Origin of the sequence: Lacinutrix neustonica (assembly GCF_026625145.1) — a bacterium.
Lineage (GTDB): Bacteria > Bacteroidota > Bacteroidia > Flavobacteriales > Flavobacteriaceae > Lacinutrix > Lacinutrix neustonica.
On the sequence record NZ_CP113088.1, the window covers coordinates 2,142,847 to 2,168,022 of the forward strand.

Genomic DNA, 25,176 nt, shown 5'->3' on the forward strand with positions numbered 1-25,176 from the left:
TTTAAGTATGCAGTGTGCAGTCTTGAGTATGCAGTTAAAAAACAATCAAATTTCGAGTGAGCGTCTCCCCACTTAATATGAGTACTAGTAACTATCTATGGTACTTCAACCACATTTACAATCTTATTAATGATGTCTTCTGAAGTCACATTTTCGGCTTCAGCTTCATAAGTAATACCAATTCTATGACGTAAAACATCGTGAACTACAGCACGAACATCTTCAGGAATAACATAACCACGACGCTTAATAAAGGCGTAACATTTTGCTGCGGTAGCTAAGTTAATACTTCCACGAGGTGAGGCGCCAAAAGAGATTAATGGTTTTAAATCGGCAAGTTTATATTGCTCTGGGAAACGGGTTGCAAAAACAATATCGAGAATATACTTTTCTATTTTCTCATCCATATAAACCTCGCGAACGGCTTCTTGCGCTCTTAAAATTTGAGCAATAGACACCACAGGGTTCACTTTATCCCAACTTCCCTTTAAATTAGCACGCATAATGAGCTGCTCCTCATCTTTCTTTGGGTAGTCTATCACTGTTTTTAACATAAATCGATCTACTTGTGCCTCCGGTAAAGGATAGGTTCCTTCTTGTTCCACAGGATTTTGAGTGGCCATCACTAAAAAGGGCTTATCCAAAACAAAGGTTTCATCACCAATGGTAACTTGCTTTTCCTGCATGGCTTCCAACAAGGCAGACTGCACCTTGGCTGGCGCTCTGTTAATCTCATCGGCCAACACGAAATTGGCAAATATGGGTCCTTTTTTAATAGAGAAATCATTCTCTTTCATATTAAAAATTAAAGTTCCAACCACATCTGAAGGCAATAAATCGGAGTAAATTGAATTCGGCTAAAGCTTGCGTCTATGGCTTTCGACAAGGTATTAATCGCTAATGTTTTTGCTAAACCTGGTACGCCCTCTAGTAAAATATGTCCTTGGCCTAATAAGCCAATAAGCAACCGTTCAATCATATCTTTCTGACCAACGATTACCTTATTCATCTCGAATGTCAACAAATCGACAAAAGCACTTTCCTTTTCAATTTTCTCGTTAATTGATTTAATATCAATTGTATTGGTTTCTTCCATCTTTTTATAAATTTTAAGCGTCGAATATAATATTGGAAATTTAGATTCGCAAATTGTCACTTTTTTTGCTCATATCTTGTTAATAATTGGTTAAAAATAAAAAAGCCAGTATCATACGGATACTGGCTTTATATAAAAAAAAGACGTTTTATTCAAATGTAATTGTACCAAGGTCTGTTGATGCTCCAATAACGACCTCCACATTCTCAAATACTTGAGCTTCAAATCCCGAAGCAGTATCTCGGAGTCGCCGTAACGGTATAGGCTCCCGAATCAAGTCCTACTAAAACAAATTGTCCCGTTTCATCAGCATAAGTCGAAATCGTTTCAACGCCATTAGTTGCTTCAATTAAAACTTGTAAATCCAGCGGTGTTACCATTCCTGTAATATAACCTGATTGCGCTTCAACGCTTGCTCTAATTACTGGTTTCAAATTAATATTTTCAGAATTTGAAGCCATAACAATAGACGCGTCTACATTAAAGTCAAGTAAGAACGTGTAATTAATGTTTGGTTCTAAATTTTGATTTACTTTGATTTTTAATCCTGATTGTTGTGCACTAGGCGTATTTAGAGGAAAGGTCTCACCATCAATCACCACTGTGTTATCATTGCCCAAAACCAAACGAATTTGATTTAAGTATCCTGATGGCAATTCAAAATCATCCAACAAGAGTACATCAATACCTCCTGTAAGTTCAAGAAGATCGTATATTCCAGTGTTTATAGCTTCCACACTAACCCAACCTGAATCCCCTTCGCTATCATCATTCAATTTTATCATGACATCTTGAACATCTACAAATACGTTATCAAAATCTCCCGGCATATCCATTAGTCTAACCGATATTTTCGAAGTTCCCTCTACAGGGTTGGTATCATCAGATTTGTTACAGCTCAAGGCGAATACCAATGATAATGATAAAATTACATACTTTAAAAATTTCATTTTGTTCATACTTATAATTTTGTTTTTTAAAAGTTTCTAATGTCATTTACGTGAGCTTTATACTTACAGACTTCTTATAAACCCGTATTATAATAAGTTTAACAATTAAGCGTCTTTTTTTAAAGAGAATTTATAGGCTATTCCTTATTTTTAAGCAAACTATTTTAAAGCGTTTTTAGGTGAACTATTCTAAAATTATTGCAGGCACTATGACTTGGGGCGTTTGGGGAAAGAAACTCTCAAAAACCAAGATGATAAAACGTATCAACCATTGTATTGAAAACGGGATTACTACTTTTGATCATGCAGACATTTATGGTGATTATACCACAGAAGCCGACTTTGGTAGTGCTTTTGATGAAAGTGGAGCCGATAGAGAGACACTTCAATTCATAACCAAATGCGGCATTCAATATTTAGGTAAAACGCGGCATTACAATAAAGTGAAGCATTACGATTACAGTAAAGCCTATATTATTGCTTCTGCAGAAGCCTCACTAAATCACTTAAAAACAGAATATTTAGACTTACTACTATTACACAGACCGAGTCCGTTAATGGAAGCCGAAGTTATTGCCGAAGCTTTTTCACAACTCAAAACACAAGGTAAAGTGAGGGCTTTTGGTGTTTCAAATTTCAGCCCCTCTCAAATGGACTTGATTAGAAAAGAAACAGAAGTGTCTGCCAATCAAATTGAATTTTCGTTAACACAACACAGTGCGATGCACGATGGTACACTTGATTACTTAACGACGCATAACATCCCTGTCATGGCCTGGTCACCACTAGGTTCTGTTTTTAGGGAAGATACCGAGCAAACCAGACGCATTCATAAACAATTACAGGAATTAACCCATAAATATAATGCCACCGAAGATCAATTATTATTGGCTTGGCTGTTAAAACATCCAGCACATATTCAACCAGTTATCGGAACCACCAATTTAGAGCGCATTACCAATGCAGCCAAAGCGACAGCTATTGATTTAGAGTTGGAAGATTGGTTTTTAATTTTAGTGGCCTGTCAAGGTCATAAAGTGCCTTGATATTTCTGCCTGTTTAGGCAGAAATCAAGCTTTAAACAGGTTAAAACAACAAGTTTTATTTTTGAAAATGAGAGATTTATAAAGGCTATTCTAAAAGAAAAATAAGTGTAACATTAAAAAGGTTCCTGCCTACGCAGGAAAGCATATGAAAAAAACAGCATTAATTACTGGAGCTACCAGTGGTATAGGGAGAGCCACCGCACATGAATTTGCAAAACAAGGCATTCGATTAATTATTTGTGGCAGGCGCCAAGAACGGCTAGACAGCATTAAGCTAGAGTTAAGCAAACTCACCGATGTGCACACTCTCAACTTTGATGTTAGAGATAAAGAAGGTGTTTTTGAAGCCATCGCTTCACTACCCGAAGGCTTTAAAGCTATTGATATTTTAATCAATAATGCCGGTAATGCGCACGGTTTAGACCCCATCCACGAAGGCAATCTTGACGATTGGGATGCCATGCTTGACATCAACGTTAAGGGGTTGCTCTATGTGAGTAAAGCCGTAATACCACAAATGACCGCACGCCAATCGGGACATATTATTAACATTGGTTCATCAGCTGGAAAAGAAGTGTATCCAAACGGAAATGTGTATTGTGCCAGCAAACATGCGGTTGTAGCCCTTACTGAAGGGATGCGCATGGACCTCAATTCGTTTGGAATAAAAGTTGGCGCTATTAATCCTGGATTAGTAGAAACTGAATTTTCTCAAGTTCGTTTTAAAGGGGAAGCCCGAGCAGATCATGTTTATAAGGGTTATAAAGCGTTGCAGCCCCAAGATGTTGCAGAGGTTATTTACTTTGCAATTTCACGACCGAAACATGTGAACATCGCAGATGTTTTAATGTTTTGTACGGCACAAGCTAGTAGCACTATCGTTAAAAAAGACGCCTGAAGATCAAGCCGTAATAAAAGCCCAAAAGGAGATTAAAATGATTAACAAACGCCTTTTAATTAAAAACTTACTCGCCCATAATGATGAGAACAGTTTTTATGACAAAAAGCGAAAAATTGATATTGATTTAAAAGAAGGAAAGGCGAAGTTTTTAAAACATATTTGTGCGCTTTCAAATAGTAATCCTAAAAACAACTCCTTCATTGTTATTGGCGTAGAAGACGAGGATAACGAGATTATTGGAGTCGATTTTTTTGATGACTCTAAAATTCAAAACCTCATCAATGCTTATCTCACGAATCCACCAATTGTACAGTATGAGAATATCCCATTTCCACATTTAGCAGATCATAAAGTGGTGGGCTTAGTCACTATTCGTGCCAATGAAGGTTTAACTTCATTACGAAAAAACATCTGGAAATATTATGGAGGTTCTGTATTTTTTAGAGATGGCAGTATGAGCATGCCTAAAATATTTAAAAGTGATATTATAGATGTTAATTCTAAAATAGTTGAAGCTATTGAAAGTCACTCACACAATAATATTGAACACACATTAGATGGTGTATTCGATTTTATGAATAAACGAAAAGATTACCATCCACAATACAAAGTTTTCAAAGAATATTTTGTGGTATGTTGGGCTGGGCAGCGTAAAGAAGCAAATGGTAATGTGTTCTTTTCTAGGGTAGACATTGAACTTATTAATGAACAAGTGCGCTTATTTTATTCGACTTTAGATGACGTTGCCATTTACTTTGACCAGGATACCTTCAAAATAATAGAATATGTGTCATTAGGTCTTCAGAATAATTTTAAATATTATCCCCTTGAAGAAACCATCATTCAATTTAACGAAAACGCGCATTACACGATTGACTCTACTTTAGTATTTCAGCCACCGGAATTTGACAAAAAAGTATTGCATCACATCTACAATGCTAATAATGCCATTTTAGAAAAATTAAAAAAAGGAGCCACTCTTAATCTTTCCGAAATACAAGACCTTCAAAACTTACCGGCAACCTATTTAATCTGTTATTTGAACTTATTCCATGAGGCCATAGATAAATTACTGGAGGCCAAGCCGTATTTAAAAGACTACAGCGATGCTGTTTACATCCAATTTAAAGAGTCTATACGAATCTTGCGAAAAGTAAAATACAGTTGAGGCTTTTACTAATATTATATCCGTTTTAGCGGTCCATGCGATACTCACGTCACCTGTAATCCACGCTGCACTGCTTAGTTCTTTAAAGACAAAGTTGGCGTTATGTTCTGGTTTAGATACTTATTTTCCGCCTTTTAATATGTCCTGCCAATCTTTGAGTTCTTCCCATTTGCCTTGAGTTGCTAATTTTGCTTGTTCCGGCCATGTTCCTGGCCTATGAATCTCGTATCGCTTACCGCCGCTACGTAACACTTCCTGACATTTATCTACTGAGCAAGCGGCTAGTGCCTCCCAGGTTTGAACATCGTGTTTATGAAACAACGCTTTAATTTTTGGCCCAATACCTTCAACAACTGTTAAATCGTCCGGGGCTATTTTTTTTCCAAAAGCGGCTTTCGCGGCAGCTGCGTTAAAATCTAGTGTGGCATTTTCTCGAGAGCTCGTGGATTCGGCCGTTTTACCAGCAGACATCATACTTGATCTTGCCCCGAATTTCCTGCCCCGGAAGAAATACCATTGCCTACCACTTTAGTATTGCCTAACCGCTCTTTACAACCCGCTAATTCTGTCTCTAATATTGAGATTCTATTTTTATAAACATCTACTGCATTAGATCGATTGTTTCCATCTCCGGAAAGTTTTCCTAATAAGTAACCCAATAAAGCACATACAAGCCCGACGAGTATGGGAATAAATAAACACATATCCATATTTTAATTTTTTGTTAGTTAATAGTTACGACTACTCTTCTATTTTTAGACCGTCCTTCTTCGGTTGCATTGTCTGCAATGGGTTGATCGGGTCCTTTAGAAGTCGTTTTTATTTTAGTTTCTAAAATGTTGTTTTCCACAAAGTATTCTTTGGCGAAGTTGGCTCTGCTTAAGGCCAGTTTGACATTACTATCCCAATCTCCAATATCATCGGTATGACCAATAATTTCAATTACGGCATTATCGTTAGCCTTATCAATATACCGAGACATTTTAGCTACTATTTCTTTCTGCTCAGGAGACAGTGTAATGGCAGCATTCCCAATATCAAAATACATGACCAACGAATTTGCTTGGATGTCTTGCCGTAGCGCTATTAAAGCAAGTTCTACGCCAGGATCTCCTTCTATCGTAGTACTTATATTATAGTGTAGCGGTCCATAATACATTCCGTTTTCATCTCGGAATCATATCATTATTTTGTATCCCATATGTATTTAGTTTTTTTGAGGGAATCCCTTGAGAAACCATATAGTTTTTCACGGCATTAGCTCGGCTAAACCCAAGTTTGGAAATGCTGTTGTGTTCTCTTCGCCAATGGAGTAATAACCAGTAATATCAAGTCCCTTCTTTGAATTATCGTTTATAAATCGTGCTAATTTAGAGACCTCCTCGACCAATCCTTCCCCTAAAGGTGTGACAATTGAAAAGTCTGATGTTCTAAAATTAAAATTATCCTTTGCTTTAAATGCTATTCCGCTTTTAGAATCAATAATAGAAAGCCTGTTTTTTGAAGTATTTTCAACCTCCGGCACTCCTACAACTATCGTCTTAGCTTCCGCTTTTTGAGCATCCCAACAGGATTTACAACATAAAAAATAGTACAGAATGATACCAAGAATAATCGTTAAAAAAACACCGAGAAGATAGCCGGTTTTTTTATTCATTATGATATTGATTTATATGTTAGTGACTGTCAAGTTATTAAATTTAAAATCAAATTTTCACACTTACAATAACAAATAAAAAATCAAACGATCGAAATTCGACCAACACAACAAAATAAGCGATTAAACTCCTATTAAATAAAAAAAGCCACATCTTTCGATGTGGCTTTTCCAATTTGAACTAATACGTCTTATAAATCAAATTTAATACCCTGTGCTAAAGGTAGTTCATCTGAATAATTTACAGTGTTTGTTTGTCTTCTCATGTACACTTTCCATGCGTCTGATCCGGACTCACGTCCACCACCAGTTTCTTTTTCACCTCCAAAAGCACCTCCAATTTCGGCACCGAAGTTCCAATATTTACGTTTGCAATACCACAATCTGATCCTGAGAATGATAAGAATTTTTCAGCTTCTTTCATTTCGTTAGTCATAATTGCAGACGATAATCCTTGTGCAACACCGTTTTGAGCTTCAATAGCATTTTCAACCTCTCCTGAATACTCCATTAAGTATAAAATTGGTGCAAAAGTTTCGTGTTGTACAATTTCAAAACTATTTTCTGCTTCAATAATTGCTGGTTTTACATAACATCCGGATTCGTAACCTTCACCTTCCAAAACACCACCTTCTACTAATACGTTTCCGCCCTCAGCTTTTGCTTTTTCAATAGCCGCTAAATAGGTGTTCACAGAATCTTTATCTATTAATGGTCCAATATGATTTTTTTGATCTAAAGGGTTCCCAATAGTTAATTGTCCATAGGCTCCAACAATAGCATCTCTTACTTTATCGTAAACAGATTCATGAATTATTAATCGTCTTGTTGAAGTACAACGTTGTCCACAGGTTCCAACAGCTCCAAACACAGCACCAGGTACTACTACTTTTAAATCTGCAGTTGGTGTAATAATAATGGCGTTGTTTCCTCCTAATTCTAATAACGATTTTCCAAAACGTTCTGCAACAGTGGTTCCCACAATACGTCCCATTCTTGTAGAACCTGTAGCAGATATTAATGGAATTCTTTTGTCAGTAGTCATCATTTCACCTACTTTATAATCTCCATTAATAATACAAGAAATACCTTCTCGCAAATTATTTTCTTTTAATACGCCTGCAATAATATTTTGACAAGCTACTGAGCAAAGGGGTACTTTTTCTGAAGCTTTCCAAACACAAACATCACCACAAACCCACGCTAAAGCCGTGTTCCATGCCCAAACTGCCACTGGAAAATTAAAGGCTGAAATAATACCTACAACACCAATAGAGTGCCATTGTTCTCTCATGACGTGCCCTGGACGCTCAGAAGGCATGGTTTGACCGTTTAACTGGCGCGATAACCCTACCGCAAAATCACAGATATCAATCATTTCCTGAACTTCACCGTAACCTTCTTGTAAAGATTTACCCATTTCATAAGACACCAATTTTCCTAATGGCTCTTTTAACTCTCTTAATTTATTACCAAACTGGCGAACAATCTCTCCTCTTTGAGGTGCTGGCATCGCTCTGAATGTTGGAAAAGCAGTGGTTGCTGCTTCCATCATTTTGTCGTAGTCTGCTTTTGTTGTGGTTGTTACTTTTGCTATTAAAGACCCATCTGTTGGTGAATAAGATGAAATCATCTCCCCACTTCCAAAGCTTTTAGATCCTGTAGAGGTTCCGTCATTTACATCTTTAATACCTAACTGTTGTAAGGCTTCTTTTATTCCGAAATCAGCTGAAACTGCTATCATATATAATCAATTTTTACGAATTATTTAATTTTGAGGCAAATATACTAATAAATGTGCGTTTTAAAGGTTATAGCTTTCTTAAAAATAGTAACTTTAATGCGGATAAAACCAAACCAAAATGAAAAAATCACTCAGCGTACTCTTTGTTTTTTTAGTGCTACTCAATTGTGGAGAGCTCATTCCCAAGCCAAACGACAATTCTAAAAACACTACTAAAGCACCCCGAAAAAAGAACAAGTAAACGAATTTGCCATTGTTATTCATGGTGGCGCGGGTACTATTCTTAAGGAAAACCTGTCTGATGAAAAGGAAGCAGAATACAGAGCAACATTGGAAGCAGCCATTCGTGTGGGGCACACCATTCTTAAAAATGGTGGAACAAGTCTTGATGCGGTTGAAAAGACCATTACTGTTTTAGAGGACTCTCCATTATTCAATGCTGGAAAAGGTGCCGTCTTTACTAATGCAGAAACAAATGAGCTCGATGCTTCAATAATGAATGGAAAAGACTTAAATGCAGGGGCTTCGGCAGGTACTAAAACCGTAAAAAACCCCATTAGTTTAGCAAGAAAAATTATGGAAAATTCACCACATGTTATGATGGCTGGTGAGGGCGCAGAAAGTTATGCAAAAGAACAAGGTTTAGAATTGGTCTCTCCGGAGTATTTCTATGTTGAAAGTAGAATGCAATCCCTAAAAAGAGTAAAGGAAAAAGAAGCACAAAAAGAAAGTGATAATGCCTCGGCATTTTACGATGCAACTATTAAAGACAGTAAATTTGGTACTGTTGGTTGTGTCGCCCTAGATAAAAATGGCAACCTTGCTGCGGGAACGTCTACTGGCGGGATGACAAATAAAAGATATGGTCGTGTTGGCGATGTGCCAATTATTGGAGCTGGAAACTACGCCAATAACGCGACTTGTGCTGTATCTCGGTACGGGATGGGGCGAGTTTTTTATTCGTGCAACAGTAGCCCATGACATCTCTGCGTTAATAGAATACAAAGGAGTATCATTAAAAGAAGCCGCGAACGAAGTCATTCAGAAAAAAGTCCCTGAACTGGGAGGAGATGGCGGCATCATTGCAGTGGATAAATATGGAAATATGGAAATGAATTTCAATACTGCTGGCATGTATCGCGCCGCTATGAATGATAAGGATGAATTGGTTATTGGTATTTTTAAAGAGTAAACTTCAATAGCAGAACGTTACATGTTAATATTAAAAGCTAGTATGCCCTATAAACCCGTTGCACTTAGAACTATTTCACATGGATATGCCCTTCCATTAAAGTCGAGTGCATTATCAAAAAGAAAACGAATCCCATTAAGAATCACACGGATACTCTTTTGTTAGTCACGTTTGATACATCTAATCTAGAAATTGCAATACTTTCTACTAATTTTATCGAAAACAGAAAACATGAGATTACATCCACTCTTTGCCTTATTCCTCTTCATTATTCTTGTAACCTCTTGTAAAAAAGAAGTCGTTGAAACCGATAATCTCTTTAAATTTAGAGACTATATTAGCTACACCACTTCGGGGCGCGTTTCTGTTACTAAACCAATTACTATTAATCTACACAAAGCCGTCGAAGGCTGGGAACTAAATCAGGATATCAAAGATAACATTGTCTCTTTCAATCCTGATGTTTCAGGACGGTTAGTTACTAAAAGCAAACACTCATTATTATTTTATCCCGATGAGCCATTAGATCCGGATACAGAATATACAGTGACCGTAAAATTGGGGGCCATTTATTCTGATATGCCTTCTGGATTTGAAAACTATACCTTTCAATTTAAAACCATCACACCCAATTTCAATGTTGTTACCAATGATTTGCAATCTTACAGTAAAGCATGGCAATACCTATTAGGCGTTGTAAAATCTGCTGATGATATAACCATTGAAGAGGCAAAGCAGCTCGTCCACGCGACACAAGATGGTAAAAAATTGAATATAGAATGGAATGAATCCCAGTTACCTCAGCGGGTTTTCGAATTTAAAATCGATAGTATTAGTCGTAACGTCGAAGATTCAGAAATTGAAGTGACGTGGAACGGAAAAGCCATTAAAGCCGATAACGCTGGCAGTAATATGGTAACGATTCCAGGTAGAAATAATTTTACCATTACACGCATTGAAGTGGTTCAAAATCCAGAGCAGTATTTGCTTATTAATTTTTCCGATCCTATTAAAAAACAACAAAATTTTGATGGATTGGTGACCATTCAAAATACTAAAAACCCAAAATACATTGTTGAAGGTAATATTTTAAAAGCCTATCCGAGACACCAAAATAAAGGGTGCGGTTCAGGTCGATGTTTTTCAAGGCATTAAAAATAACGAAGGCTATAAATTAAAACATCCTTTTTCTGAAACCATTTCTTTTGAAGAAGTAAAGCCACAAGTGCGTTTGGTAAATAACGGGGTTATCTTACCGAACTCTCAAGAATTAAAATTTAATTTTGAGGCCGTCAATTTAAAGGCCGTAGACCTTCGAGTGATTAAAATTTTTGAAGACAACATTCTTCAGTTTTTACAGGATAATGAATTGTCTAGTAGCAATGAGAACAGCATTCGTCAAGTAGGTCGTCGCATTGTAAAAAAAACCATCCTTCTCACTAGTGAAGCGGCACAGGATAACGAGCAATGGAAAACCTACAGTGTTGATTTATCAAGTTTGTTTAAAGCAGATCAAGGCGCTATTTATCGTGTGGAAGTCGAATTTAAAAAAGAATACGCACTGTACGATTGTAGTGTAAACAGAAACATTACAAACACTGAAAATAATGACGATTATTACCACGACGATTATTACTACGATGAAAACACCACGAGCACAACCGAAGACGAAGCGCTCCGTGAAGAAGCCTATTGGGATAATGTAACCTACCGCTATAGAAATAACAATTACAACTGGCGTGAACGCGACAACCCCTGTCATGAGGCATACTATAATTCAGATCGTATGGTCTCTCAAAATTTAATGGCATCAAATCTAGGTGTCCTTGTTAAAAAAGGCACGACTAGCGATTACTATTTTGCCGTTACTAATCTTCTAAATACTAATGTGGAAGCCCAAGCTTTGGTTAAAATTTATAACTATCAGCAGCAAGAAATTGCGAGTGCCAAAACAAATGCAGAAGGCTTGGCTACCATTAGATCCGACAAACGTGCAGCTTTTGCTATCATTTCAAAAGATAACAGTCATACCTATATCAAGCTTGGAGATGGTAATTCGCTCTCCTTAAGCAAATTTGATGTGTCTCGGAAATCAATTACAACGCGGCCTTAAAGGTTATATTTATGGGGAACGCGGCGTTTGGCGTCCTGGAGACTCATTACATCTGTCTTTCATTTTAGACGATAATGGCAACAAACTACCTAAAGGACATCCTGTAAAAATGGAAGTGACAGATCCTAACGGTAAACTCACTTACCAAAAGGTAATAGGTGATAATATAAATAATTTCTACAGCTTTACGGTACCCACAGCGGTCGAAAGCAAGACTGGGAATTGGAACGCCAAAGTTAGTGTTGGAGGTGCGACTTTTTATAAAGGTTTAAAAGTAGAAACCGTAAAACCTAATCGACTTAAAATAAAAGTCGATTTCAAAGATGACATTCTATCCGGGTTTGCACCGCTTAATGGAGCACTCCAAGTAAACTGGTTACATGGAGCGCCAGCAAAACGTGTAAAGACTGAAATTAAAGCCAAATTCAGTAATGCGTATGCCCCGTTTAAAAACTACAAAAATTACGTGTTTAGTGATCCCTCTCGCACCTATTCCGGTGAAGAAATTACCGTATTCGAAGGCCAGGTAAACGAAGAGGGCTTTACAGAAATCACGAATCAATTAAGTGTTGGACAAAATGCGCCTGGGATGTTAAACGTACAGTTTCTTGTGCGTGCTTTTGAAAATGGTGGCGATTTTTCTATGGATGCTTTTTCCAAGCCATATGCCCCTTATAAATCTTTTGTAGGTTTAAAATCCCCACAAGGTCGCGCTTATGGTTCGTTTTTTACAGATGAAGATCAAACTTTTGATGTTGCAGTCGTCGACGACCAAGGCAAACCCATAAAACGTGACGGATTAGAAGTCACCGTCTATAAAGTAGAATGGCGCTGGTGGTGGAATGCCTCTAACGACAACTTATCAAAATATACGTCAAGTTCTTTTCATAAACCATTTATGGCTCGCACCATTAATACAGATGCAAAGGGTAAGGCTAATTTTAAAATTAATGTGCCTGAAGCAGAAGGTGGGCGCTATTTAATTCGTGTTTATGATCCTAATAGTGGGCACGCTACTGGTCGCACAGCCTATTTTTACAAAAACTGGTGGAAAAAACAACCATCAGGTGATAAGGAAGCTGCAAAAATGCTAGTCTTTGCTGCCGATAAAGAAGATTACCAGGTTGGTGAAACGGCTAAAATTACATTTCCAAGTGGTACAGAAGGCCGTGCCTTAATCTCCATTGAAAATGGCACAGAAGTCATTGAACACAAATGGATAAAGACCACTCAAGGAGAAACGGTTGTGAACATTCCAATAACAAAAAAAATGGCGCCTAATGTATTTATCAATATTTCATTGTTACAACCACATATAACGACAGCTAACGATTTACCCATTCGTTTATACGGTGTCATTCCGCTAATGGTAGAAGACCCAAATACGAAATTAGAGCCTGAAATTAGAATGCCTAGCGTATTGCGCCCCGAAGAAACATTTACCGTGACTGTTTCAGAAAAAAACAATAAACCCATGACTTATACGCTTGCTATCGTTGAAGAAGGCTTGCTCGACCTTACCCGTTTTAAAACACCAAACGCGTGGAATGAATTTTATGCGCGTGAAGCTTTAGGTGTAAAAACTTGGGATATGTTTGATGATGTCATTGGCGCTTATGGCGGCAGTATTGATCAGGTTTTTGCTATTGGTGGTGATGGGAGTGCTACAGGAGGGAAAAATAAAAAAGCAAACCGATTCAAGCCTGTTGTAAAATTTTTAGGCCCTTTTAAAATGGATGTTGGTGAGAAACAATCGCACACCATTAAAATGCCAAATTATATTGGTGCTGTTCGTACCATGGTTGTCGCAGGACATGTGGACCATGAAGCTTACGGAAGCGCAGACCAATCGGTGGAAGTAAAAAAACCTTTAATGGTATTGGCAGCCTTACCTAGAAAATTGAGCCCCGGCGAAAAAGTAACGCTACCGGTAACTGTATTTGCCATGGAATCTAAGTTGAAAAATGTAAACATTCAACTAAAAACAAGTGCTGGTATTTCGGTTGTTGGTACGTCTTCCAAAAACTTAAGCTTTTCAAAACCAGATGAACAGATGGCGTTCTTTGAACTAGACGTGAGTAAAGCGAACGGTAATAACACCGTTGAGGTCATTGCCACTGGAAACGGAGAAAAAGCAACCTATAAAGTGGCATTGGATGTGATGAATCCCAACCCGATAACATCGAAAGTACGCGATGAAACGCTACAAGACCGCGCTCCTAAAGCTTTAGACTTTTCAACCTTTGGAGTCTCCGGAAGCAACAGTGCGACCGTAGAGTTTTCAACCATGCCGCCTATGGATTTCTCACGTAGGTTACAATATCTCGGTACAATACCCACATGGTTGTGTGGAGCAAACAACATCCGGTGTCTTCCCGCAGTTATTTTTAAACGACATTTTCGATTTACCATTGAAGAAAAAACAAGACATTCAGGAAAACATTACCAATGGTATTAAACGTTTAGGAAACTTCCAAAGGCCAAACGGTGGCATGAGTTATTGGATGGGAGAAAATAACGCCAGCGATTGGGGAACCAGCTATTCCGGGCATTTTATGATAGAAGCCGAAAAACAAGGGTATGTATTACCCTTAACCTTTAAAAGCAACTGGATTAAATACCAAACGCAAGCAGCGCGCGAATGGCGGCCAAGCTATAAAACCCAAAATAGTGATTTAGCACAGGCCTATAGACTATATACCTTAGCATTAGCTGGGCGTCCGAGACTTAGGCGCCATGAATCGCTTACGCGAATTTACCGAAATTTCTAACGAAGCAAAATGGCGATTAGCAGCAGCTTATGCCTTAGCTGGACAAAAAGAGGCTAGTGAGCAGATTTCGCAAACGGCAAACATAGAATTTCAGCCACCTCGCTACAACTATTATACCTATGGTTCATTGAACAGGAATCGTGCCATGGCTTTAGAGACGATGATTTTAACCAAAGATACGCGTGCACGAGAACTTTCAGAAAGCATTGCAAAAGCACTATCTAGTAATCGCTGGATGAGCACACAAACGGCAGCCTATAGTTTACTAGCCATGGCCAAAATGGTCAAAGCCAATGGTGGGAAATCTGTGAATCTAGAATACACGATGAACGGTAAAACCCAAACCATTAACACGAAGAGCGCCATTGCCCAACGGGAGTTAAAGGTCAAAGAAGGCAACAACAGCTTATCCTTTAAAAACAATCAAGACAATGTCGTGTATGTGCGTGTTTTAAATTCGGAAAACTACCCTTAGGAGAAGAAATCACGGAGCAACGGGGCTTGAGTATCAGTGTCGCTTATAAAGATTTAAAAGGAAGCACCATCGATATTAGCACCTTGCAACAAGGTCAGGATTTTATGGCTACAGTAACGGTTTCCAACCTTAAAAATGAACGTGTGAGTGACGTCGCACTCACTCAAATTTTCCCCTCAGGGTGGGAAATTGTGAATACCCGATTTACGGCTTTTGGAAGCAATACAACCAGTCAAGCCCGCTTTACAGATATTCGTGACGACCGGGTGAATTTCTATTTCGATTTGAATAAAAAGGGGCAATACGGAAGCAATACATTTAATGTGATGCTGAATGCCTCCTATTTGGGCACCTATTACTTATACGGGGTTCAAGCGGAAGCGATGTATGACCATGACTTCTTAGTGCGAACAAAAGGACAATGGGTGACTGTTGAGAAATAAACAATTACAACTGACAGGATTTTAAGAGTCCGCGTTATTTTAAATTAAAGCGTACCGTCTTCACGGAACTAAAAAAAGAAATTAATGAAAACCTTTAAGCCCTATTACGCTGTCATTTTCACGTCAACAAGAACCGAGGAGATTACCGGTTATGCCGAAATGTCTGAACTCATGGAAACATTAGCCAAAAAACAAGAGGGTTTTATTAGCATGGATTCTGCAAGAAGTGACGTAGGTATTACCGTAAGCTATTGGAAAACTTTAGATGCCATAAAAAACTGGAAACAACAAACCGAACATGTTATAGCGCAGAAAAAGGGAATACAGGAGTGGTACAGTTGGTATCAGGTACGAATATGCAAAGTAGAACGTGAGTATGATTTTAACAAATGAAAATAATCACCTACATAACACGTCACAAAATAAAAGCGCTACTCCTAGCAGGTCTTTTGGTTGCCTATTATTTTTGCCTACCCCAACAACTATTTAAAGACCCAACAGCGACTGTTATTACTAGCGCAACTAACGATTTGCTAGGCGCCCAAATCGCAAACGATGGCCAATGGCGATTTCCAAAAAACGCCGTTGTTCCGGAAAAAATTTAAGAGTTGTGTCGTTAATTTTGAAGATGAATATTTCTATCAACATCCTGGTTTCAACCCGGTTTCAATTTATAAGGCACTTAAACAAAATATCACGTCAGGTGAGGTCAAACGCGGCGGAAGCACACTTACCCAACAAGTGATTCGTCTCTCTCGAAAAGGTCAATCGCGCACCTATTTTGAAAAAATAAAAGAACTCCTTCCGGCCACCCGCCTTGAATTGAGATATAGTAAAGAAACCATCTTGGTTTATTATGCAAGTTATGCCCCTTTTGGGGGCAACGTGGTTGGTCTTGATGCGGCATCCTGGCGCTATTTTAATAGAGATGCCAACGAATTATCATGGTCTGAAAGTGCCACACTAGCCGTTTTACCGAATGCCCCAAGTTTGATTTATCCCGGCAAAAATCAAGAAAAACTACTTGAAAAACGCAATCGTTTATTAAAAAAACTTCTCAATAAGCAAATAATTGACCGCTTGACGTATGAGTTGTCCATCGCAGAAGACTTACCACAAAAACCATATCCTTTACCACAAAGAGCCCCACATTTATTGCAAAAAGTGTCGAAAACACATGCTGGTGAACGCGTACGAACCACCATAAACACCAAACTACAACAACAAACAAATACCATTGTATTTAACCACCACCAGCTTTTAAAACAAAATGAAATTTATAATATTTCAGTGTTAGTGCTAGATGTTAAAACACGTCAAGTGTTATCTTACGTGGGCAATGCACCAACCGATAAAGCCCATCAAAAAGATGTAGATATCATTAATAAACCACGAAGTACAGGGAGTATTTTAAAACCTTTTCTATATGCGGCCATGCTGGACGCTGGTGATTTACTACCCAACACATTAATTCCGGATGTGCCCTCACAATTCGGGAATTACGCACCTCAAAATTACAATAAAACGTTTGACGGTGCGGTACCGGCAAGTCGTGCGTTATCACGCTCGCTAAACGTGCCCGCAGTACGCATGCTTCAAGATTTTGGACTCGATCGGTTTCATCACTATTTAAAGGCCTTAGAACTAAAAGATATCACATACGATGCTAATCATTATGGCCTGTCCTTAATTTTAGGTGGTGCCGAAAGTAACTTGTGGGACCTCTGTAAAAGCTATGCAAATTTTTCATCAACGCTCAATCACTTCAATGAGACCTCAAGCGAGTACTTTTCAAATGAATTTTGTGAACCGACGTTTTTAGCCTCGGAATCTATTGACTTCGGCAAAAAAACATCAGAAAAAACGCTCTTTGATGCCGCTTCCATTTACCTTACTTACGAGAGTTTAAAAAAAGTAAACCGCCCTGAAGGTGATGAAAATTGGGAGTTTTATGATGACTCAAAGCAAATCGCATGGAAAACGGGGACCAGTTTTGGTTTTCGTGATGCCTGGGCCATCGGCACAACAAAGGAGTATGTTGTAGGTGTTTGGGTGGGCAATGCCGATGGAGAAGGGCGCCCTGGCTTAGTTGGCGTGCAAACGGCTGCACCCATTTTATTTGATGTTTTCGATGTGCTTCCTAATAGTCCTTGGTTTGATAGGCCCTTTGATGACATGCGAGACATTGAAATTTGCGCAAAAAGTGGCTATCGTGCGAATGAAAACTGTGATGAAGTACTCCAGCAATTTGTTCAAATGAGCGGACTAAAAACAAAGCCTTGTCCTTATCACCGGCGTGTTCACTTAGATGAAAATGAATGGCATCAGGTGAATTCCTCTTGTGAAGCTATCAATAAAATGACTCATAAATCCTGGTTTGTATTGCCACCGTTAATGGAATTTTATTACAAAATAAAAAATCCGTTTTATAAACCATTACCGCCTTTTAGAAAGGATTGCATTGCCACTGCAACCACAAGCATGCAGTTTATTTACCCAAAAGCATCGAGCACCATTTTTCTTCCAAAAGATTTTGACGGTAAAACCAACGCTCTCATTTTAAAAGTAGCCCATTCAAAACCGTGAATCTACATTATACTGGTATTTAAACGACAGCTTTGTAGGAACCACTAAAGACATTCACGATATGGCCATTACGCCTTCTGAAGGGAAACATCTAATAACTGTAGTCGATCCATTTGGAAACGCCATTACAAGAAGCATAGAGATTAGTAAGTAAATGAGGGCAAGATAATCTCCTGGTTTAACTACACAGGATATTAACGCTCATGACCTTTTTTTATCTTAAACCATACCCTTTTGCTGCCCACCAAGGATGCATCTCGATTTCTAAACGTCCCGCTTTCACCATGGGATCAGCATTTGCTAAGCTATCTGCCAAAGCACGTGTTGGCACGTTATAAATTGTAATGCCTCTAATATCACCATCGTCACTAAAAGGCCCGTAAATATCTGCATAGCCTAGAGCATACATTTCTGCTAAATGGTCGAGGTGTTCTTGCTGTAAAATTGCGGCCTCTTCTTCATTTTGAGTAACAATAGGACCCTTTTTTAAAAACGCCATAAAATATTGTTGCATGATCACGGTGTCTTTTGTTTGCTCATCTACATAATTAAATGTTTCAAAACCTTTCGATTTTAACGTTTCAAGTATTTCTTTTGCTGTTGGTTCGACCGGAGTTTCGACCGCCTCTATTGGCGTTTCCATTGGGGTTTCAGCTGGTGCTTCTTCGGGGATTTCAATCGCTTTGGGTTCCTCTTTACAAGCTAAAACAATGAGTAATAAAATTAAAAGTGCTTTTTTCATAACATAAGTGTTTTTATTGTCGTGATCTCAAAACCTGAGATAGACAACGGTTAGTGCTTTACCATTTAGAAAATGGATGTTTACTTATCTCGGGAATTATAATATTTAGGCTCTCCAGTAACTTCTCTGCCTAGCCAATCTGGTTTTGAAAAGGTTTCCTTTTCTGAAGTGAGCTCTACTTCAGCAATAATTAAACCCTTATTGTCTTCAAAAAACTCATCAACTTCAAAGGTGTGCAGGTCTACTGCTATCTCGTATCGCATTTTATCAATGATTCCCTTTTTACAAAGCTTCAACAACGCCTCAGCTTCAGGTTTAGAAATTTCCTTTTCCCATTCAAAACGCGATAAACCATTTTTTGAAGACGCGCCTTTAATCGTTAAAAAACCTTGTTCGCCTTTTAATCTCACACGTACAGTTCGTTTTTTATCTGTGCTTAAAAAGCCTTGAATGATTCGTGTGGCATTAGAGGCTTGCTTTTTAAAAGCTTCAGAATTTACTAAAAATTTACGTTCTATCTCTATCATACGTATTTACCCTTGGAGCAGGAACCCCATGTAATTAATTGATTTTCTCTATTTGAAAATTATGTATTCGACTTAAAAAAACTAAGGCGAAAACAGCTCCAATGGTAGCATATAACATGTCCGATTGGGTATCCCATACATAACCTTGTGTACCTAAAAAGGAGTCTCCCCCTTCACCTGTAAAAACAGAAATAAACCATTCTATAAACTCGTAAGTTACACTAATTGCCATGGCAATACAAACCGTTATAAAATTTCGCCAACCACTTCCATTAATGATCTGTTTTCTTATTAGTAGCTCTCTAATAATCATAGCAGGCACAAAACCTTGTGCAAAATGACCAAGCTTATCGTAATTGTTTCGGGTTTGATGAAAGGCTTCTTGGAGGTCATTAAATAGCGGCACCTCAGCATAGCTATAATGCCCTCCTATAATTAAAATAACACAATGAATAAAAATGAGAATATAAACCAAGTTGGTAAATCGAAAACGAGTAAATGTAAATATTAAAATCAAAATACCCAATAACGCAGGTAACACTTCTAAAAACCAGGTAAAATACTCGAAGGGTTTTATTCCGGACCAAATAAGCAACAAAACGATAAAAACAAGCAACGTATATATTAGTTTCATTGGCTTTAATCTTTTCCCAGTTGCTGAATAACATCTGATTCTATCCTGCCACTTTCATACCTGTGGTTTGCCAACCATACCATAGCATTGACGATGGTTTTAGGTGCAATGGATTTATATTTTTTTAAGCGTCCAATTAAAAAGGGGTTTACTAATGTCATAACTATTTTAGCGACATATTCCCCCAAACGCTTCTCCTCGCGTTGTCCGCCAATGAGTGCCGGTTGCAACACATATGTCTGTTTTATCTTTTCTGACAACACTTTATTTTCCATAAGGCCTTTCGTTCGATTATAAAAGAGTTTACTATTCGCATCTGCGCCTAAAGCAGATATTACGATGAAGTTTTCAATACCATTTTCTGCTGATAAGTGTGCTGCTGCAACGGGAATCCCATAATCTATTTTGGTATATTGGTCATTGTCTTTTGTTTTTGCTTTGGTTGTTCCAATGCAGCAAAAGACATCATTTGCAACAAACTCTTTTTTGTAAGTTTCCAATTGAAAAAGATCAATAAGATGCTCTTGAATTTTAACATGGTTTATACCACAAGTGTTTCTACTAAATAATATAATCTTTGAATACCGGGCATCTTTTAAAAGCTGTTGTAACAATATGCCTCCGGTTAATCCAGTGGCTCCTAAAATAATTGCCGATTTGCTCATTTCTAAAATTCTTTTTGCTAAAGATATTATAAATTTGTGTTATGCATGAAGCCTTACCCATAAGAAAGATTATCCATGTCGATATGGATGCCTTTTATGCCTCTGTTGAACAAATGGATCATCCCGAATTAAAAGGGAAACCTTTAGCTGTTGGAGGTGGTGGAACACGAGGCGTCGTCAGTGCCGCGAGTTACGAAGCTCGAAAATTTGGAGTAAAAAGCGCGATGAGTGGTGTTCTAGCCGGACGCTTATGTCCGGAGCTTATTTTTGTAAAGACAAGATTTGAACGCTACAAAGAAATATCTTCTAAAATTAGAGCGATTTTTCATGATTATACTGACTTGGTGGAGCCGCTATCGTTAGATGAGGCTTATCTTGACGTCACAGAAAACAAAAAAGGAAATCCGAGTGCTTCCATGTTAGCTGAAGAAATCCGTGCCCGTATTTTTAATGAAGTTGGGTTAACAGCTTCCGCAGGTATTTCTATAAACAAATTTATCGCCAAAGTCGCGAGTGATTATAACAAGCCTAACGGACAAAAAACAGTAACCCCGGAAGAGGTTTTAGCATTCTTAGAGGCTTTAGATATAAGAAAATTCTATGGCATTGGTAAAGTGACTGCAGAAAAAATGTACCAAAAAGGAATCTTTACTGGCGTAGATTTAAAGTCTAAATCGTTAGATTTTTTGGAGCAAAATTTCGGAAAATCGGGAAGGTACTATTACTATGTGGTACGTGGTATTCATAACAGTGAAGTGAAACCAAATCGTATTAGAAAAAGTTTAGCTGCCGAGCGTACCTTTAATGAAAACTTATCTTCAGAAATTTTTATGCTGGAAAAACTAGAGCATATCGCAGAAGAAGTTTCCGAGACGCTTAAAAAAAAGTAAAGTTGCCGGAAAAACAGTGACTTTAAAAATAAAATATAGTGATTTTACGTTGCACACGCGCAGTAAAACCTTGCCTTACTTTATTAGTGACAAAGACATTCTGCTTGAAACGGCAAAAGACTTACTCTACCAAGAAAAATTGGATAATTCGGTACGCTTATTAGGCCTCTCTCTCTCAAATTTAAACACTGAAAAAAAGACTAAACAAGAAGAACCAAATACAGTTAGTGTACAATTAAAATTTGGGTTTTAAAAAACCCGTACAACAAAAGTGACGGGTTTAATTATACATGCTTTATTCTCGGTTCGCGCTAACCTTTATTAATCTATTTAATTTGAGTCAACACGGTCCCCTAAAAGGAAACCCATAAACTATATTTCGGTCACACGTAACGTATTCACCATGCCTTTTTCTTGAATTGGCATGGCTGCTAAACTGACTAGCATGTCTCCCTTTTTAAGGTAGCCCATCTCTTGTGCCATCTTATTAACATCTTCTATAGTTTCATCGGTACTTACAAACTTATCATAAAAGAAGGCTTTAACGCCCCAAAGCAAATTGAGCTGTGTTAAAATACGCGTATTTGAGGTAAAGACTAAAATGTGTGCACTGGGTCTCCATGCCGAAATTTGAAACGCCGTATAGCCACTGTTTGTCAAGGTAGAAATACCATTGGCATTAATTTCGTTAGCCATAAGCGAGGCGTGGTAACAAATAGACTTAGTGATATATCGCTTAGTACGAATTTGTGGCGGTTCTTGAGGCACATTAATTAAATCGCTGTCTTCTACACTGCGTATAATACTGGCCATTTGTTTAATAACTTCTACAGGATATTTACCAACACTGGTTTCTCCCGAAAGCATCACGGCATCGGCACCATCCATTACAGAATTAGCCACATCATTAACCTCAGCACGTGTTGGTGTTAAGCTATCAATCATGGTCTCCATCATTTGTGTCGCAATAATTACTGGAATTCTTGCTCTTTTAGCGCGTAAAACGAGTTGCTTTTGTACTAAGGGTACTTCTTCTGCTGGAATTTCTACCCCTAAATCTCCACGGGCTACCATTAAACCATCACAATACGCCACAATTTTATCAATATTCTCTACGCCTTCTGGTTTTTCAATTTTGGCAATAATTGGTATTTTATGGTCACTGTGTTTCTTAATCAACTCTTGTAACACCATTAAATCTTCGGCATGTCTTACAAAAGACAAGGCCATCCAATCGACTTGTAATTCACATGCAAATATGGCGTCTTCTATATCTTTTTCAGTCAACGCTGGTTGAGAAATATTTGTATTTGGTAGGTTTACTCCTTTTTTAGATTTTAGTGGCCCCCCTTGAATGACTCCGGCTTTCACTTCCGTTTTTTTATCGGTAGATACCACTTCAAAAATTAATTTTCCATCGTCTAACAGAATGCGTTCTCCTGGTTTGGCATCTTGCGGAAAATTATCGTAAGTCATGTACACCCGTTTTTTTGTGCCTTCAAAACGTTTGCCAGTAGCAAAAATAATTTCGTCACCTGGATTCACAATAACCTCTCCTTTCATTACGCCCACGCGAAGCTTTGGACCCTGTAAATCTGCCAAAATACAAGCGTTATACCCAAATTCGGCATTGAGCTCACGAATCATCTTTACGCGTTCCTTTACGTCATCATAATCGGCATGTGAAAAGTTAATTCTGAACACATCGGCGCCTTCTTCCAGCATGGCTTTTAAAACGGCTTTTGAACTGGTTGCTGGACCTAAGGTAGCAACAATCTTTGTTTTTTTTCTTTTTAACATTAGTTAAATATTAGTTGGTCTTTAGATTTTAAGGCATCGGTAGCAATACTATACGCTGTAATGACATGATCTATATTTAGTATTTTTTCTAAAATGAGTTTTTCCTTTTTAGAATTTAACCCATTATTTATTTTAAGTAAGAAATTAGCTTTCTTGTATTTTGAAACTAAATGGTGCGTTTCTGTGGTGATTTCATTAAAACGAAACAGCGAATCTAAAGTTTCATGGCTTTGATTACAAACAATTTTACAGGTATTAGACACTAAATGCCACGTTTTAAACTGAGCATGATCTTCCCATTCAAAAATAGAAAAAGTCGTCTTTGAATTGTTATTATCGATATCACTATCTTTTCTTGTAAGTCTAATATCTAAAGCGGTATTCAATAAAAAAGCTAACCTGTAATCTTCTATCGTGCAATGAATACCAATTAGAGAGAAATGTTCTTCCTCACAAAAGTCATCTAAAACGAGTTTTTTTATCGCCATACTCACAACAGAATTAATTGTAAATATAGTATTTAAAATCGTTCAAAACATTGCATTTTAGTAGAAATAGTAACGCAAACGTTGTAGTATACCTTGTTTTTAATTACCAGGCATCTAGGTGAAGGATACTAATAATAAGCATTGAAAAACGGAGATTTACACACCACACCTCTGCAGTTATTTTATTAAATACACTTATACACTTTAGTACCTAATAAAAAGAACAGTATCTCTAGGCCTTACCCTTTCTTGAAATTTCATAGTATCCCCGAAATTATATTTTCATTTTTTCTGTTCTTTAATATATTATATAATGAGTGAAATGCCTTATAATTAAACTTATTAATTTTACAAAAAAAAACTAAAACTGGTAATTATAACGGGTATTTTGTTTGTTTCTGAATACTAGATTTAACTAATTATGCTCCTCTCACGTCATAAATCACCGTTTAAACACTATTTTTTACCGTTAAAGCTCTTTTTTTTTGGATTAGTAATACGTTTTTTCTTATATTGCGGGGGATGAAAATTTTAAAAATAACTTGTTTTTTAGTCGTTTCGCTAACAGTTATTCACCAATCTTTCTCCCAAGTTGGTATTAACACGACTACACCGGATGCCTCGGCAGTTTTAGATGTAAGTTCTACAACTCAAGGTATGTTAACTCCTAGAATGACAACCGTACAGCGTGTAGCCATTGCCAGTCCAGCTCAAGGGCTATTAGTTTTTGATACTGACGACACTGTTTTTTATTTTTACGATGGAGCAACTTGGTTCCCAATTGTCTCCGGAAACAATGCAAATGACTATACTGGCTGGGCAGATTATGTTGATGGTACTTATAACTCGGAAATCCGCTCACATTGACAGGAGGGATTAAAGTCACGCTTCCAAATGACGCTGCTGGTGGTATTGATACTCAAAAACCGATTGACATAGCAACTTTCTATGATGCTACTAATCAAACCATAACGGGAAGAAATGGGGACGGTTTAAACATAGTCATAGAATTTAAAGCTAGACCAACAACAGCTGCGAGCACACGCCTAACGGTAGCCATTGATATTGGTGGGGGTATAGGAGAAATTTATAAAAGAGATTTTGTATTATCTAAAGGTAACGCAATAGAACATTACTATTTGAGTTCTTTTACAGGCTATACCTTAGGGACTTGGCAAGCCAATGGCGGTACTGTTAAGATCGTATCTACTGCTTCGACTGAAATTTACGACATTCGGTACGTGCTCACAAGAACGCATAAAGCGAGATAGCTATTATTTGGCTTAAA

The 25,176-nt window shown here is 37.7% G+C and carries 17 protein-coding genes and 6 pseudogenes; 10 read left to right on the plus strand and 13 right to left on the minus strand.

The features are described 5' to 3' along the window. Nucleotides 1–95 precede the first annotated feature (95 nt). Nucleotides 96–1,096: pseudogene (locus N7U66_RS11685) on the minus strand (AAA family ATPase). Between the two features lie 221 nt (nucleotides 1,097–1,317). Continuing rightward, nucleotides 1,318–2,046 carry a DUF4382 domain-containing protein gene (locus tag N7U66_RS11690; protein WP_267675445.1) on the minus strand — a complete coding sequence of 243 codons (729 nt, stop codon included), beginning with the start codon at nucleotides 2,044–2,046 and terminating at the stop codon, nucleotides 1,318–1,320. A gap of 179 nt (nucleotides 2,047–2,225) precedes the next feature. On the opposite strand from N7U66_RS11690, the gene N7U66_RS11695 reads away from it, so the two are divergent. The 3 genes from N7U66_RS11695 (at nucleotide 2,226) to N7U66_RS11705 (ending at nucleotide 5,161) form a co-directional block, all read left to right on the plus strand. Beyond that, nucleotides 2,226–3,092, plus strand: a complete 867-nt coding sequence (locus tag N7U66_RS11695; protein ID WP_267675446.1) for an aldo/keto reductase — start codon at nucleotides 2,226–2,228, stop codon at nucleotides 3,090–3,092. A gap of 112 nt (nucleotides 3,093–3,204) precedes the next feature. Beyond that, nucleotides 3,205–3,990, plus strand: a complete 786-nt coding sequence (locus tag N7U66_RS11700) for an SDR family NAD(P)-dependent oxidoreductase (protein WP_449274499.1) — start codon at nucleotides 3,205–3,207, stop codon at nucleotides 3,988–3,990. Nucleotides 3,991–4,027: 37 nt separating this feature from the next. Continuing rightward, complete coding sequence (locus tag N7U66_RS11705) at nucleotides 4,028–5,161, plus strand: ATP-binding protein (protein WP_267675448.1); 1,134 nt, start codon at nucleotides 4,028–4,030, stop codon at nucleotides 5,159–5,161. Between the two features lie 120 nt (nucleotides 5,162–5,281). Here the strand turns inward: N7U66_RS11705 and N7U66_RS11710 are convergent, their stop codons facing one another. The 5 genes and pseudogenes from N7U66_RS11710 to amaB all read right to left on the minus strand — a co-directional run bounded on the left by N7U66_RS11710 (nucleotide 5,282) and on the right by amaB (nucleotide 8,562). Then, nucleotides 5,282–5,635 carry a hypothetical protein gene (locus tag N7U66_RS11710; protein WP_267675449.1) on the minus strand — a complete coding sequence of 118 codons (354 nt, stop codon included), beginning with the start codon at nucleotides 5,633–5,635 and terminating at the stop codon, nucleotides 5,282–5,284. Beyond that, nucleotides 5,632–5,871: a hypothetical protein gene (locus tag N7U66_RS11715; RefSeq protein WP_267675450.1), complete on the minus strand. Its 240-nt coding sequence runs from the start codon at nucleotides 5,869–5,871 to the stop codon at nucleotides 5,632–5,634. The genes N7U66_RS11710 and N7U66_RS11715 overlap by 4 nt, the downstream gene beginning before the upstream one ends. 14 nt (nucleotides 5,872–5,885) lie before the next feature. Next, entirely contained in the window at nucleotides 5,886–6,320 is a 435-nt protein-coding gene (locus N7U66_RS11720) for an OmpA family protein (protein ID WP_267675451.1), read from the minus strand. 90 nt (nucleotides 6,321–6,410) lie between these two features. Beyond that, nucleotides 6,411–6,818: a hypothetical protein gene (locus N7U66_RS11725; RefSeq protein WP_267675452.1), complete on the minus strand. Its 408-nt coding sequence runs from the start codon at nucleotides 6,816–6,818 to the stop codon at nucleotides 6,411–6,413. Between the two features lie 191 nt (nucleotides 6,819–7,009). Beyond that, nucleotides 7,010–8,562 (minus strand): annotated as a pseudogene (amaB, locus tag N7U66_RS11730) (L-piperidine-6-carboxylate dehydrogenase). A gap of 118 nt (nucleotides 8,563–8,680) precedes the next feature. Between amaB and N7U66_RS11740 the strand changes: the two are divergent. From N7U66_RS11740 to pbpC, 4 genes and pseudogenes are all read left to right on the plus strand, one after another. Beyond that, nucleotides 8,681–9,754: pseudogene (locus tag N7U66_RS11740) on the plus strand (isoaspartyl peptidase/L-asparaginase family protein). 231 nt (nucleotides 9,755–9,985) lie between these two features. Next, nucleotides 9,986–15,556 (plus strand): annotated as a pseudogene (locus N7U66_RS22820) (MG2 domain-containing protein). Between the two features lie 84 nt (nucleotides 15,557–15,640). Further along, nucleotides 15,641–15,949, plus strand: a complete 309-nt coding sequence (locus tag N7U66_RS11750; protein WP_267675454.1) for an antibiotic biosynthesis monooxygenase family protein — start codon at nucleotides 15,641–15,643, stop codon at nucleotides 15,947–15,949. Further along, nucleotides 15,946–18,296, plus strand: a pseudogene (gene pbpC, locus N7U66_RS11755) (penicillin-binding protein 1C). The gene N7U66_RS11750 and the pseudogene pbpC overlap by 4 nt, the downstream one beginning before the upstream one ends. Before the next feature lie 60 nt (nucleotides 18,297–18,356). On the opposite strand, the gene N7U66_RS11760 reads toward pbpC, so the two are convergent. The 4 genes from N7U66_RS11760 to N7U66_RS11775 form a co-directional block, all read right to left on the minus strand. Next, on the minus strand, nucleotides 18,357–18,884 hold the full coding sequence (locus N7U66_RS11760; protein ID WP_267675455.1) for a YciI family protein: 528 nt from the start codon (nucleotides 18,882–18,884) through the stop codon (nucleotides 18,357–18,359). An 80-nt stretch (nucleotides 18,885–18,964) separates the two neighbouring features. Continuing rightward, a complete protein-coding gene (locus N7U66_RS11765; protein ID WP_313791204.1) occupies nucleotides 18,965–19,411 on the minus strand; it encodes a CYTH domain-containing protein in 447 nt (148 codons plus the stop codon). Between the two features lie 34 nt (nucleotides 19,412–19,445). Then, the gene (locus N7U66_RS11770) at nucleotides 19,446–20,045 is read right to left on the minus strand and encodes a DUF2238 domain-containing protein (protein WP_267675456.1); all 600 of its coding nucleotides are present in this window, start codon (nucleotides 20,043–20,045) and stop codon (nucleotides 19,446–19,448) included. 5 nt (nucleotides 20,046–20,050) lie between these two features. Then, the gene (locus N7U66_RS11775; RefSeq protein ID WP_267675457.1) at nucleotides 20,051–20,710 is read right to left on the minus strand and encodes an NAD(P)H-binding protein; all 660 of its coding nucleotides are present in this window, start codon (nucleotides 20,708–20,710) and stop codon (nucleotides 20,051–20,053) included. A gap of 41 nt (nucleotides 20,711–20,751) precedes the next feature. Between N7U66_RS11775 and dinB the strand changes: the two are divergent. Next, nucleotides 20,752–21,853, plus strand: a pseudogene (gene dinB / locus N7U66_RS11780) (DNA polymerase IV). Between the two features lie 119 nt (nucleotides 21,854–21,972). Here dinB and pyk read toward each other — a convergent pair. Next, on the minus strand, nucleotides 21,973–23,400 hold the full coding sequence (pyk, locus tag N7U66_RS11785; RefSeq protein ID WP_267675458.1) for a pyruvate kinase: 1,428 nt from the start codon (nucleotides 23,398–23,400) through the stop codon (nucleotides 21,973–21,975). Then, a complete protein-coding gene (locus N7U66_RS11790; protein ID WP_267675459.1) occupies nucleotides 23,400–23,888 on the minus strand; it encodes an IPExxxVDY family protein in 489 nt (162 codons plus the stop codon). The genes pyk and N7U66_RS11790 overlap by 1 nt, the downstream gene beginning before the upstream one ends. 522 nt (nucleotides 23,889–24,410) lie before the next feature. On the opposite strand from N7U66_RS11790, the gene N7U66_RS11795 reads away from it, so the two are divergent. Continuing rightward, complete coding sequence (locus tag N7U66_RS11795; protein ID WP_267675460.1) at nucleotides 24,411–24,755, plus strand: hypothetical protein; 345 nt, start codon at nucleotides 24,411–24,413, stop codon at nucleotides 24,753–24,755. Then, on the plus strand, nucleotides 24,752–25,159 hold the full coding sequence (locus tag N7U66_RS11800; RefSeq protein ID WP_267675461.1) for a hypothetical protein: 408 nt from the start codon (nucleotides 24,752–24,754) through the stop codon (nucleotides 25,157–25,159). The genes N7U66_RS11795 and N7U66_RS11800 overlap by 4 nt, the downstream gene beginning before the upstream one ends. Nucleotides 25,160–25,176: the final 17 nt, after the last annotated feature.